Origin of the sequence: Paenibacillus sp. ALJ109b, from assembly GCF_010747435.1 — a bacterium.
GTDB classification, from domain to species: Bacteria; Bacillota; Bacilli; order Paenibacillales; family Paenibacillaceae; genus Paenibacillus; species Paenibacillus taichungensis.
Window position 1 is genome coordinate 173,943 of the sequence record NZ_JAAIFP010000006.1, and the last position, 13,033, is coordinate 186,975.

The 13,033-nt window shown below is 43.7% G+C and carries 14 protein-coding genes and 2 tRNA genes; 3 read left to right on the forward strand and 13 right to left on the reverse strand.

The features are described 5' to 3' along the window. Positions 1-92 precede the first annotated feature (92 nt). From G3352_RS07065 to G3352_RS07075, 3 genes are all read right to left on the reverse strand, one after another. Positions 93-3,014 carry an insulinase family protein gene (locus G3352_RS07065; protein WP_163755260.1) on the reverse strand — a complete coding sequence of 974 codons (2,922 nt, stop codon included), beginning with the start codon at positions 3,012-3,014 and terminating at the stop codon, positions 93-95. A 281-nt stretch (positions 3,015-3,295) separates the two neighbouring features. Next, positions 3,296-3,381, reverse strand: a tRNA-Leu gene (locus G3352_RS07070). 237 nt (positions 3,382-3,618) lie between these two features. Next, entirely contained in the window at positions 3,619-4,068 is a 450-nt protein-coding gene (locus G3352_RS07075; protein ID WP_163755261.1) for a general stress protein, read from the reverse strand. Positions 4,069-4,275: 207 nt separating this feature from the next. Here G3352_RS07075 and G3352_RS07080 point away from each other — a divergent pair, with 207 nt between their 5' ends. Continuing rightward, complete coding sequence (locus G3352_RS07080; RefSeq protein WP_076288160.1) at positions 4,276-4,512, forward strand: hypothetical protein; 237 nt, start codon at positions 4,276-4,278, stop codon at positions 4,510-4,512. A gap of 177 nt (positions 4,513-4,689) precedes the next feature. Here the strand turns inward: G3352_RS07080 and G3352_RS07085 are convergent, their stop codons facing one another. After that, positions 4,690-5,172, reverse strand: coding sequence for a NucA/NucB deoxyribonuclease domain-containing protein (locus G3352_RS07085; RefSeq protein WP_083678812.1), 483 nt, complete (start codon positions 5,170-5,172; stop codon positions 4,690-4,692). A gap of 107 nt (positions 5,173-5,279) precedes the next feature. Then, positions 5,280-6,428: a sensor histidine kinase gene (locus tag G3352_RS07090; protein ID WP_163755264.1), complete on the reverse strand. Its 1,149-nt coding sequence runs from the start codon at positions 6,426-6,428 to the stop codon at positions 5,280-5,282. Positions 6,429-6,750: 322 nt separating this feature from the next. On the opposite strand from G3352_RS07090, the gene G3352_RS07095 reads away from it, so the two are divergent. Together G3352_RS07095 and G3352_RS07100 are read left to right on the forward strand one after the other, a co-directional pair. Further along, a complete protein-coding gene (locus G3352_RS07095; protein ID WP_161490655.1) occupies positions 6,751-6,915 on the forward strand; it encodes a DUF6199 family natural product biosynthesis protein in 165 nt (54 codons plus the stop codon). A gap of 145 nt (positions 6,916-7,060) precedes the next feature. Continuing rightward, positions 7,061-8,254: an MFS transporter gene (locus G3352_RS07100; RefSeq protein WP_163755266.1), complete on the forward strand. Its 1,194-nt coding sequence runs from the start codon at positions 7,061-7,063 to the stop codon at positions 8,252-8,254. A gap of 80 nt (positions 8,255-8,334) precedes the next feature. On the opposite strand, the gene G3352_RS07105 is transcribed toward G3352_RS07100, so the two are convergent. The 8 genes from G3352_RS07105 to G3352_RS07135 form a co-directional block, all read right to left on the reverse strand. Next, positions 8,335-8,664: a DUF1904 family protein gene (locus G3352_RS07105; protein ID WP_063567881.1), complete on the reverse strand. Its 330-nt coding sequence runs from the start codon at positions 8,662-8,664 to the stop codon at positions 8,335-8,337. Between the two features lie 171 nt (positions 8,665-8,835). After that, entirely contained in the window at positions 8,836-8,958 is a 123-nt protein-coding gene (locus G3352_RS07110; protein WP_083678795.1) for a sporulation protein YjcZ, read from the reverse strand. A 107-nt stretch (positions 8,959-9,065) separates the two neighbouring features. Further along, complete coding sequence (locus G3352_RS07115) at positions 9,066-9,749, reverse strand: hypothetical protein (RefSeq protein ID WP_205524743.1); 684 nt, start codon at positions 9,747-9,749, stop codon at positions 9,066-9,068. Between the two features lie 178 nt (positions 9,750-9,927). Beyond that, positions 9,928-10,098, reverse strand: coding sequence for a hypothetical protein (locus tag G3352_RS07120; RefSeq protein WP_163755268.1), 171 nt, complete (start codon positions 10,096-10,098; stop codon positions 9,928-9,930). An 87-nt stretch (positions 10,099-10,185) separates the two neighbouring features. Beyond that, positions 10,186-11,736 (reverse strand): tetratricopeptide repeat protein, encoded by a 1,551-nt coding sequence (locus G3352_RS07125; RefSeq protein ID WP_163755271.1) that lies wholly within the window; start codon positions 11,734-11,736, stop codon positions 10,186-10,188. A gap of 239 nt (positions 11,737-11,975) precedes the next feature. Continuing rightward, positions 11,976-12,401 carry a hypothetical protein gene (locus G3352_RS07130; protein ID WP_163755272.1) on the reverse strand — a complete coding sequence of 142 codons (426 nt, stop codon included), beginning with the start codon at positions 12,399-12,401 and terminating at the stop codon, positions 11,976-11,978. Between the two features lie 282 nt (positions 12,402-12,683). Next, complete coding sequence (locus G3352_RS31400) at positions 12,684-12,809, reverse strand: hypothetical protein (RefSeq protein ID WP_275898413.1); 126 nt, start codon at positions 12,807-12,809, stop codon at positions 12,684-12,686. Between the two features lie 149 nt (positions 12,810-12,958). Then, positions 12,959-13,032 (reverse strand) — tRNA-Ile (locus G3352_RS07135). Position 13,033 lies beyond the last annotated feature (1 nt).

Consider the following 13,033-nt stretch of genomic DNA (forward strand, 5'->3'; position numbering starts at 1 on the left):
GGGCGACAGTTATAAGCTATTACAGCTCATAAAAGCGCCCTTTGGGATCAGATGTTTATTACTTCACACTTCGACTTTGATGCATTATTCGATTAGTTCTTGATCAAATCAAGGGTTTCGTCAAATAATTGCTTCTGCTCCTCAATCTTGTTTTCATTACCGATAACACAGCGTTGCTGCTGTTCCAATATGGCAGATACCACTTCCGCAAAACCTGTAATGTCACTTTCTGTTGTGCTTAGCACTTCATCCCGTTCTTTCTGAAGATCGGCTTCGGTGACATTAGACAGGTAACATTCCAGAGAGAATGATCCTTCGCCATAAGGCGTTCTTGGTGTATCGAGGTCCTGGATGGCGCCAATGATATATCTTGTCATTTCCCGTGTATCTGCTTTGAAATCCTTGAGGTATTGAGGCATCTCTTCATAAACTTTGTATGTTTTTTCGAGATTCGGGTCGCGGTACGATGCTACATAACTGTCTCCGTTACGTCTGAAGCCTGACATGCAGCCGTACGCTCCGCCTTTGGCCCTGATATTGTTCCACAAGTAATCCAGGGATAGAATCCCCTGCAAGACACGCAGCGAGCCAGTGTACGAATACCCTTTATCGATAAAATTACCTGTTTGAACGACATATTGGACTTCAGATGGAGATCTGAATCCTTCTTTGTGATGCACAGGTGTAAATGTCTCTTTTTCTTTGGCAACGTCTTGGGTGAACAGCTTCGCTTTCAAATCGGATACCTGTTTCTCCAAGCCCGCATACCCCTGATCATCCGCAGTGTAACTTACAAGCAAGTTTTCCGGTCTGAAAATAAAGCTAGTCAACGATTGAAGGCTGGTCGACAGTTCTTCTTTTCTTGCCTCAAAGTTCGCTTGAAGCTCCTCAAGCCACTGGTAAAAAGCGATGCCGCTAACCGCTTCCCTGAAGTCTGCGACAGCCGAGTGTTTAGAAGAAGATCGGCCAATCCCCGCTGAATGCCCTCCACTGATCAGATTGCGCTGCAAGTTGCCTTTCAACTGGGCAATAATTTCATATAAACGCTTCGAATCATCAAATTTGGACGTAAACACAATTTCTTTGATCATGTCAAAAGCAAATCCAAGTTTGTCATACAGTACTTTGGCGTTGAATTCATACGTAGCCTTGAAATCACGGTGCTCATGCGCGTTTGCATACGTACCGATGCCACTATGAATGCCCCCGGAATGAATGTGAATTTCATTCGACAATTCATTAAATGAGAAATTCTGAGTGTCGACGTAACCGAGCACACTTTTCAGCAATCCAACATACGGCAGCAAACGCCGTGGGACTTCCTTAATATCGAACAACAGTCTCAGATAACCGATTCCATTCGTATAGATGTTATGGTGCAGTACCGTTGTACCTTCGACCTGATTTACCGTCTGATACAGCGTGGATGCTTTCGGTTCAATATCCTCTATCGACAACGTCGGAATCACCTGCTGTTGTTCCTTGGTTGACGGTGCATTCTGGTACTCGGCGAGAGCCTCGGTTCTCTGAATGAGCTGCTGAATCTCTTCCTGACTCAGTCCCGCCTGAACTGATTTCAGATGTGCTTTCAGTGCTTCCTCTTTGCGTGCGTTCAATCCTTTATCCGGCGTGACAGCAACGAAAGAAGTATGTGTATTTTTCAATAAATACGTATCAATCAACTTCTCAAAGTAACCCTCGGTCATCTTCGTTCTGAGCTCGGCGAATACGTCATTTGCTTCCAAATGAGTAAATGGCGCATCGACATCATACAGCCAGCTTTGCAATGAGGAGAAACCGTAGATTAATCCTTTGGGCATTCTTCCATAATCCGCTTCGCGGTGGTTGAACTCATAGGAATTGATACCTGCGAGCAGCGCTTTTGGATCAAAACCTTCCTTCACCACACGCTCAAGCACCTCTTTTACCGTCCCCAGAAAATCTTCTTTGCTTGCCAGATTACTCTTCTTCAATCCAACGGTGAACACGGGCTGATACAGGCTGTCATCATACGTACCATACACATCTTTTGCAATGCCCTTATCCAGCAAAGCCTGCTTTAAAACCGCTCCTGGAGCGTTAAGCAGTGCATACAGCAAAATTTGAAACGAGATGTTTAATTCCTTGTCCAGACTTGTTCCAATAACCGCATTATAGGTCAAAAAACTGTTATCCACTTCAGATTCGGTACTTCCGGCAGAATATGTCTTGACTGCGTCCACTCTTTCTCCGAATGCAGGTTGAAGCTGAATGGCAGAATCAATCTCAATCCGATCATACTCACTCAGATAGTTTTCATCTAACCACAGCAATTTCTCTTCCATATCCATATCCCCATACAAATAAATGAAGCTGTTGGATGGATGATAGTATCTGGAGTGGAAATCCAGCAAGCCTTGATAGGTCAGATCGGGAATGGCATCGGGAAATCCGCCTGATTCACAGGAATATGTAGTATCCGGAAAAAGTGAATTCAGGACTTCTCTGCGTACAATCCGTTCCGGGGAAGAAAAAGCACCCTTCATCTCATTATATACAACGCCGTTATAGGTTAACTCATCTTCAGCTGAGGTCAGGTTGTAATTCCAACCCTCCTGCAGAAATATTTTTTCATTATCATAAATATTCGTGTGGAGTACCGCATCCAGATAAATATCCATCAGGTTATGGAAGTCATGATCGTTCCGGCTTGCAATCGGATAGATCGTTTTATCGGGATATGTCATCGCATTCAGAAATGTATTAAGAGAACCCTTCAGCAATTCAACAAAGGAATCCTTGGCCGGAAATTTCTTGGAGCCACAAAGTACGGAATGTTCCAGAATGTGAGCTACACCTGTATTGTCTTCCGGAGGAGTACGGAAACCGATACTGAACACTTTATTATCATCTTGATTGGATAAGAGTACAATTTTGGCTCCGGATTTCTGATGTTCCAGGAGATACGCATCTGACTTCAACTCTTCGATTCTGCGTTCCTGCAGCACCTTGTAGGGCTTAAGCTGTTTCAACATGGGTCGAGTCCTCCGTCCATTAAATTGTTTTATTTTGTTATGCAACCTTGAGTTCTTCAAGTTCAAAGTTAAAGGTAATTTATGCCTACGGATAGTATACACCATCGATCCTGGTAATTCATAATGGGCAGCCCCATAGGCGTCATATGATATGTATTATCGTTTATTTATGTTTATGAACTGAATGGTACAGCAGAAAATCATAAAAATTAAAATTTCCAAACAAAAAAAGATCGCATGAACAACTTGTTTAACAAGTGTCATGCGATCTTTTCTTAGGATGCCGAGGACCGGGATCGAACCGGTACGGTAGTCACCTACCGCAGGATTTTAAGTCCTGTGCGTCTGCCAATTCCGCCACCCCGGCATGGGTATGTATTTCTTGGCGACAAGAAATATCTTACCACGAAATTTATAGCTTTGCAATACCTTAACATAAAATAATCCAAAAAAAATGAAACAGGCACTGCCAGCGTTAGCGAGCAGTGCCTAGAAAGTTCGAGTTGCGGTCCCGAACTTTCTTTAAACCATCTATATTAAGGGAGGTGTGAAATAAGAATACCTCCCCAACATTAAAGAAACCTAAAATCAGGCTTAAATTAAACTAAAAAAGAAGAATAGGTGCAATTCGGGCCGCCTCTTCCTCACTGCATTCCACAACCACCAGGATATGCCCCTGTACCAGCCAATCTTCATAGTAATTAGCATCTTCTTCGGAGACCCCTGCTTCGGTTAAGGTAAGCACCAGATCATCCGTCTCACTTCCAATCTCGTTGCCTGCAAGTTTGCGTACCGCTTTTCCGATGGACATCGTCTGATCCATCCGCTTGCCCAGACCAGCAAGTACCCCTTTAAGCACGCCTAATGCTCCATCTGTTCCTGCGCCCTTCAGAGGCAGCGGCAAACCAGTTTTCTCACTTACCATTTCGAGATTGACCTGTTCTTTAGCTACCGCGCCCAAATACTTATCTGCTATGCCTTCCTCTTTCAATTTATTCAGCATGATAATGGCTTCGTGCTCCGTGCGTACAAGTCCGATCAGCAATTGTGTCATTATACGTCCCCCTCCTTTTACCCTTATATAACCCTGGCTGCTTCTTCAAAAACGGAATGCATGTAATAAGTCCTTACACCTATGTAAAATATAATTTCTGATCTGGAAATCTATACCTAGTTCTGATAGACTAGATAAAGAAGACAAATTAACCATTGAAATTATTGACATATCGATTTAATATTCCATAACCAGGAGCAATGACATATGAAAAAAGAGGTAGAAATTGCCATTCGGCGCAAACAACAAATTATCGTCCGTAATACAAGTGGGCAAACGGTAACTGGATTTCCGGAACGTACAGCCGATACTTCCATTCTTTCCTTACGGACCGTCCACGGAAGCCTGTGGATTCCATTCGACGAAGTGGAACAAGTCACTCGTTTGTTAACTATCCGCTCTCATCATTTAAGTGGGATGCAGTTGTGTACGGCTGATCTGTAAACAGGGAACAAGTACTTCATGTATTTATACGTGAACTAGACGTGTTTATTTCGCCATTCATAAAATAAAACCAGACGCATCAACGTCTGGTTTTATTTTGCCTTTTACGCTATGCCACACTCTTTCAAAACCCCAGGGCATATCGGTATCGATTACTTTCTCATTCACAGCCTGTCGTTATTTCACCACAAACTTTACTCGCGTTCCATCCGGATATGTACTTAGTTGGTTTCCCACCCATGAGCCAGCACCACGATTATCTTTGGGACTAATATATTGGATATCCGCACCCGCTCCGCCTTCTGCACACATCGCCATAGGCCATTCATCCCGATCTTTCCCCTTTTTAACCGGAACACCTTTGAGGGACAAATCCCGATTACCTTCAGCTCCACTGCGATCAATGGTGCATACATCTGAATGACCTGCCTTGATTGCCGTCTTGATATGATTGGCCGTTTCGGGATAGCGCTCGGCTGGGAATGTGATAGTATGATCTACACTCCCCTTGCTTCCACCAAATTGGGACGGAATGTCCAGAGACCATTCTCCCCCAACCCATGCATAGAGAGCTACCATTAACATGGCCACCAGCGTCAATATCTGCTTTTTAAATCGTTGCCTGCCCTTGCTCTTTCTGCTTCTGCGTCTTTTACTCATGCTGCTTCTCCCCCATTCAACACTTGCATTATACCAGAACGCCAGTTCGCTAAACAATATAAAAAACATAAAAAAACAGCCGACACTTCACGGCTGCTCTGCATAGACTATCCCACGTTAGGAATCGCCTGTTGTCGAAGTAAAGGCAAGGTTACCTCAAACTTCGTTCCTTTTCCCTCGATACTCTCCACCGAAATTTGACCGTCCATCAATTCGAGCAACTCTTTGCAGATGGTGAGTCCAAGTCCGCTGCCGCCAAATTTGCGTGCATGAGAGATGTCTGTCTGCGTGAATGCTTCAAACAATTGATTAATTTTATTGTCCGCAATACCAATTCCGGTGTCTTGTACAGTGAATACCAGAATAACGGTATCTCCTCGCCGCTCCTCAACATCCATCTGTAATTGCACTTCACCTTGTTCCGTGAATTTAATGGCGTTGCTGAGCAGGTTATCCAACACTTGTCGGAGACGCAGAGGATCACCTGTGAGTACATCAGGAGTGGTCAGATCCGCATGACAGAGCAAACGAATTTGTTTATTCTGCGCCGCAGGTTCATGCGTTTTAATAATCTGTTGAATCAGCTTCAGCGGCTGAAATTCAATTTGTTCCACTCTCATTTTCCCTCTGCCCAGCTTGGCCATATCAAGACTATTGTTGACAATGTTCAGAAGAGCCTCCCCTGACTGACGCGCAAGCTCCAGGTACTCTTTCTGCTCCTCACTGTTGTCACCCATGCCGACAAGTTCGATCATGCCCATAATCCCGTTCAGCGGTGTGCGAAGTTCATGGTTCAACTTCCCAATGAACTCAAGCTGTCCCCTACTGTTCATTTCTGTCAGCGAAGCTGCCATCCGCAACTGCTGCTCAGCATATTTCCGCTCTGAAATATCGTATTGAATCCCTACAAAAAACAAACATTCGCCTGAATCATCGAAAATAGGATCAATATTTAGTTCATTCCAGAATTTCTGTCCATGCTTCGTATAGTTCAGAATCTCCGTCTTGATTGACTGCTGCTTATTCAACGCTTCGCGGATATGCTGTACGGTTTCCGGGTCCGTATCCGGCCCTTGCAGGAACCGACAATTCTGTCCAATCGACTCTTCTGCACTATATCCGGTTAATTCACTAAAATATTCATTTACATACATTAGCGGAAAATCAGGCAAGGTGGCATCGACTACGGTCACGGAAGATTTGATTTTAGAGATAATAAATTCCCATTGTATAGCGAGTTGATTGTATTTAGTCATGCTTCCTCCTTCATCTCACCAAACTTTGTTGTATTCATACTCCTTATTCAGTTATCGATAACCCGATGGTATGTGATTATATAAAAACAATATAATTAATTGTAACATAGTTATTCAAGTCATGTGTTCCTTGGGTAATATCTGATAAATACATTCACAAATACTTATCATGTCATCAGGAGGGCCACTTATGAAATTTTTATTAATCGTCATTATTATTATTTTGCTTGTTTTCTTTTTCACAAGACGTAAACGTTAATTTTAATCCGGTCATGTAAATGAGGAAGGAAGATCGGGTATGCGAACCCTCTTTTTTATATTCATGACACTTTGTATCATTAATCTGTGCTTCCCGAAATTTGGCTGGTACTTGCGTTATGGCTGGATTTCCCGGGGAGAAGCTGAGCCCAGCAGACCTTATATGGCGATGACCAGAATGACCAGTCTGTTGATGCTGCTTATCGCTTTTACGCTCGTTGTGGCTTGAATTATAGAAACCAGAATGGCAGCTGTCCCTTGGGACAGCTGCTTTTTTTGCTGCTTCAATGACGGGAAAATGACAACTTTGTTTGTGGTGCGTTTGCAACGATCCCCGTAATATATAAATATCGTTGTGGAAAGGACACCTTAGCATGAACATCGCATTTTATCCATATTGGGCTGCCAAAACGCTGCTTTCTCTCATTAATGTTATATATATCATGGTTATCACGACGTTTATTTACGGTCAGACCGGGTCTGTCCTTTACGCTGCGTTGTTTCCATTCATTCAAATGTCAGCGCGTATCGTCGCAGGGTTTACTGCACCACTGCTTGTGAACCGTTTCGCATTCTCCAAGCTGATTATTAGCATTCCTTTAGCCAAAACATTGATGATTACCGGAATCGCCATCGCATTTACCGATCTCACTGCACAGACTCCTCTTCTGCTTGTGGGAACAGCGATCCTCTCGTTCCTGGACGGATGGGAATCGCCATTAATAAACACATTAACTCCACGATTGGTTCAAGGAGAAGATCTGGTGAAGGCGAATAGTTTTCTCTCGTTCTCTACTCAGACCGTAACGATCATTGGATATGCGATGACAGGATTCATCGTTATGCACTGGGGGGCTTCACAAACATTCTGGGCCGCTACAAGCTTATCCTGGGCTGTCCTGCTTCTAATGATTACGATCAGTTCACTTACCCACGATATTCAGGAGAAAGTCGAGAAATCCACTTCCAGATGGGATGTATTAAGGGAAGGTTGGCTTATTCTTTGGAAAAATCGGTCGTTGCGCCTGATAACGTTCATGGATCTGGTTGAAGGTCTTGCTGGCTCCATCTGGATCGGCGCTATCACGCTTGCTTTTGTGAAAGAAGCTTTGGGCCAAGAGGAAGGTTGGTGGGGACTTATCAACTCCAGCTATTCTGCCGGCACCATTCTTGGGGGAATTTTGGCCATTGCCCTGGCCTCTCGTATACAGAAGCACCTGATCTCCAGTATGGCCATAGGTTCTTTACTCTTCAGCTTGCTGACCATCGCATACGGTTTAAACAGCCTTCCTTGGCTTGCTCTGGTATTGTGTGTGCTTATGGGTCCTGCTTATCAAATCCGCGATATTGCTCAGCAAACCGCTTTTCAGAGCAGTGTGCCCGTCGAATCCTTGTCCAAGGTATACGCAGCGCATGGGATTGTTCTATCCACTGCCATGAGCATATCTACGGTAGTCTTCGGTCTGATCTCTGACCAAATGGGGGTTCGGCTGGTGTATTTGATTGGCGGTGCCTTATTCATCATTTCCTCCCTTTGCTCTTTCCGGTTAAATCGAATTAAAGAGTAAATGATTGAATCAAAAAAAGACGAGCATACATCTGCTCGTCTCCGCTGCTTCCGAACATTATCGGAGCAGCCATTTTATTCTCAATCCAATCGGTAATCTGTCAACGGCTTACCCTGTTTATAATACAACGCTGGTGACAGTATATTGAAGAAAATATGCACATCAGGCAAATCCGCTTCTTCCAAAATAACCTGCATTGAGGAAGCAATCCGATTATGAATCTCCTGATCACGTTGGAACATCAAAATCTCTACTGAAGCCGGAGAAGGAGTAAGGGCTTGTACGTCATGACGTTCTGCCTTCATTCTCTCCCGCGGAATATTGGTAATCAACGCAAATTGCTCCGTGATGCGGGGTACAACTTCCTCCAGTTGGGGTCCTGTGAATCCTTTAAAACGAATAAACGGCATTGCTATCCCTTCAATCTCTATTATTAGTCTCTTATGTGATTTTAAGCACATTGTTTTCGGTTGTCAAATCTCTTTCATCATATCATTTTTTTCATAGAAACGCAGAAAAGCCCCGCTGAAGTCTCAGCGGAGCATACACGTAACCAGGATCTCACTTTGTTCTACAGTGGCTTACAGCCAGAAAGATTTAGTGATGATTACGAGCAGGATGAAGAGTACGAGAATTGCGCTTGTGGAAGTCCATCCGCCAAATCCACCAACATTGCCGCCACAACCGTATCCAACTTGACTCATTTGATTGGCCTCCTTTAAATTTCAAGGTATGCCATAACATATGTCGATTCGAATAAGAATGACCGGGCTATACGGCAAGCTAACCGGCCCAATCATTGTGTATTCTGTCAGTTGAATGATGCCAAAGGAATGACTTGAATGTTCACATGATTTCCTGATACTTCACGAGAGAGGTCTGCTGTATTTTGCTTCTCCAGGACAATCAAACGAGTACGCGTATCGTTTCTGGACACCAAGACCACTTGACCATCCGGGGCAATACAATAGGCGATTGGTATTGAAATTTCACTGTCACGATACGAGCCATCGGCATGGCTGGTCCCCATAACAATGCATTGATTTTGTATCGCTATCCGCCGTGCTTCTTCAATCCACTCTATATACTGCTCTTCGCTGAACATCCCCACACCAATGGAATGCATAATGATATCCACTCTACCAATATTCTCATTGCGAAATCCTTGCAGCACCAGTTCGTCACATAACAATGTGCTTATGGTCCAGTCCTGTTCCTTAACGACCTCAGCAGCGGTATACTTGGCTTTCTCCAATACAGTCTCCCCAGCTTTGTTAATGATGATCGCACGGTCCTTGGGACGTTCATCCAACCTGCGATGACCCGACACAATCATCGTTCCATATACAGCCGCCAGACGGCTAGCCTCTTGCACGTTCTGATTCAAGTAGCCCTCAGGAAAGAGTAACACATCCACTTCTGGATGTTGTTTCAATTCCGCTTCCAGTTGCAGCAATTGTTGTTCCAACCTGGGTTGTCCAATAATAATCTTCATCGTTTATCCCCCATTCATGAATAAAAGCCGGTTTCATACCTGTATCAGGTATGAAACCGGCTTAAAGGCTACTGTACAGGCAGGATTCCCTGCTCATCGCACTTCGCTTCAAGAGTAATTGTCTTTGGCATATCGCTCCGTCCAACAATTACTTTTTTACAGTTTAAATGATATGTAGTTAGGAGTTTCTGTGTTCAATTCTATCATAAATCTCCTGCCCGTCATAACCTCGATCTGTAGCTATATCTTTCGCAAAAAGTACCATATCGCCAGCCGCAGCTGAATTCGTGCCTAACGCTCCCACAACCGCCGCAAGTGGATAAAGCAAAATGGTCAGAATCTTCTTCATGTACTCATCTCCTCTTCCGTATACAGGAAATTTTTGTGTGATCATCCTAATAATACGATGAAGAGAAGTAAGTTTCAATCTTTATAGTCATTCGAAGCTTTTCAGCAAATCCATTGCCTCTTCATGATCAGGTTCCAAAGCCAGTACTTTCCGCGTGTAATCCAGTGTTTCTTCTTCCAGTTCAAGTTCATAACAACACACGGCCAAGTCGTACAGCACCGCTGAGTCCTGTTTACTCGAATCAGCATCTAACGACAGCTCCAGAAATCGCTTGGCGTCCTCATACATGTACATCCCATATAACAACTGACCTACAAGGAACGCCACATCTCCTAGCCGCTCCATTTCATAATATGAAGACCACATGATGTGAATCCCAGACTGAATATCAAGCATTTCCTCGTCGCTTGCATCCGGTAGAAGGTTCGAAATTCGGTTGGCACTATGAATCAAAAACTCAGCATCATATCCGCCCAGACGCCAGAACGGTATAATCTGCTTCAGTTCCATTCGCTCTACCTGATGATCCATCCATTCTTTCATACTAAAGAAATCATCGGGTCCAAAACGTTCAACAAATCGGTGATACGCCAACCGTGTGTTCACGTACCCTAACGGTTCGTCCACCATCAACATACATCCAACGTTCAGATCCTTATAATGATGTGTTGTAAAGCGAGTGTGGGCTCCTTGCCCTTCCAATACATATTGAATGGCATGATAATTCGCCGTTAAAGAAAAACTCCCATGAAGTACGAATTCAGGCGGCTCGGCAAACTTCCAGTTGTCCAGTCGATGGTCCCCTTTGTCCGCAGTAATCAACACATATCCCGACTCTGATAACTTGTTTAATCGTTCGAGACAGGACAGACCAATTGCCGGGAACATAATGTGCGAATCCTCCAACTCTTCCTTGTACAGAGCGATAAGCCCTTGATACGGATAGTCTTCTGCACTGTACTCAGGTGCACGGCGGTATTCATAACTCAGTATCATGTTTTGCAGTAACTCGGCAGGCTCCGAATGAAGAGGAGATTTTGGAGATTGGACGAGTACGTCACACTCATATATCTCGCCCTCACCAACATAAATTAATTCCTGTGGAATGCTGTCAAAAAAGTAATTGGCAATCAACAGCAAAGGTTGCTTCAGATCGCCTGGTCGAATAACAGTATCCGCCACTACCAGATTCAACTCAGTGTCCTGTATCGCATCAAAACGTGCAAAATCCAGTATTCCTTGGTCAATAAAGGATTGCATAGACGGATGCTCTCTCCAGCCCAATACATTATCTTCGACCAGATCGGTCATTACATATCGAAAAGCAGGCAGTTCCACGCCTGCAAAATCTTTCAACTCTGTCAGTTTGAGCAGAATTTGGTGAGCCAATCGGCCTACGCCCGCTCCAAGTTCCAGAATGGTCACCGCCTCGGCCGTCTTTCCTTTGCTGGCGAGATCTTGAAGAAAACCAAAAATCATCTCGGCATACGCCGTTGCAATCATGGGATTACTCGTAATATATTGCGGAACCTGATTCTCGGTCCAAGCGTGCAGTCCTTTCTGTTCATAGTATGCCCGCTGCCAGTCCCATACCGGAGCTTCACTGAAGCGGAATCGCTGTCCTTCGTTTTGCATCATTGGTTGAAAACCTGCTTTCCATTCATAATTTCATCGACTTTTCGCATTAACAATTCGATGCTCTCATAGACCGTTCCCTTAATCTCTAACGCATTATATCATAAACGATGCCTGATCCAATGAAGTGCTAAACCGCACTCCTGTAAAATAGAAAAAACCTACCTTTCTCAAGGTAGGCCATATTCGTTCATACATTTATGCTCCATTTATAACGAACTGTTGGCAAGGGCGCTCAAAGTTTAGTCCGAATACAAGACTCCATCAAAGTTCTCTGGACCTACACGAATCGTACCGAGCAAGTTAGAGCTGACGAATGCAGTGTACGTTAATTGAGGTGTGATTGGTGGATTGAAATCATCCGCAGAGAACGTAATGATTTGAGGAGCCAGTACGCTCAAGCTGAACGTAGAAGTTGCAGAATAGATGACAGGATCCGTTGCCAAAGTTCCTCTGACAATCGTTATCGTTATTCCTGCGAGGGCCAAGGGAAGTTGAACTGAAACGGTTCCTTTGAATTGCACCCGCGGATTGGCACCAATACCCGCAGTAGTTACAAGTCCGATCTGACCAAATAATTGTGGCGTATTAATAACAAGGATCGGTATTGCAATGGAGTTCGCCAAACTTGCATTCTGCGACGTTCTCGCATCAATAAATTGACTCATGAAATCTACCTCCTATGGTTTGGAATATGATAGTATATGTGAGATTTGTAATATGGCATGGACAGACACAGATATTTAGAAAAAAGGGCATATGAAAAAGACACTGCCCGTATTTGCTACGGCAGTGCCTCTATCGTTTATCTTTCAAATTTTGCAAATTAGCTGTTTCATTCTGATTGAAATATACAATCTTCAACTTTGGAAATTCTTCTTTTTAGAATGGCTAATCGAGTTTATGATCGTTTTTCTCCATTCTCTCTTTTAACAATCGAATCTCTTGCTTTAAACCCGTAAACCAGACCTTTTTATTGCCATTGAAAACACAGCATATAAAATCAGACCTACCAAACCAATGAAAATAAATATAGTTAAAATCCCTGCAAAACCAACAGCATTAGCACCATTCATAATTTTAAGTTGTCATCCTTCCTTCGTGTTTTTTATAGGATAACACATTATTAGAAGTTACTGGAATTATTATAAATAAAATAATCCTGACTTTTCTATCTTACATGAAGACAGAAAAAAACCCCTGCTACGCAAGGGTTTTGAGAGAATGGGCCCTACAGGACTCGAACCTGTGACCAATCGGTTATGAGCCGACCGCTCTAACCAACTGAGCTAAGGGCCCT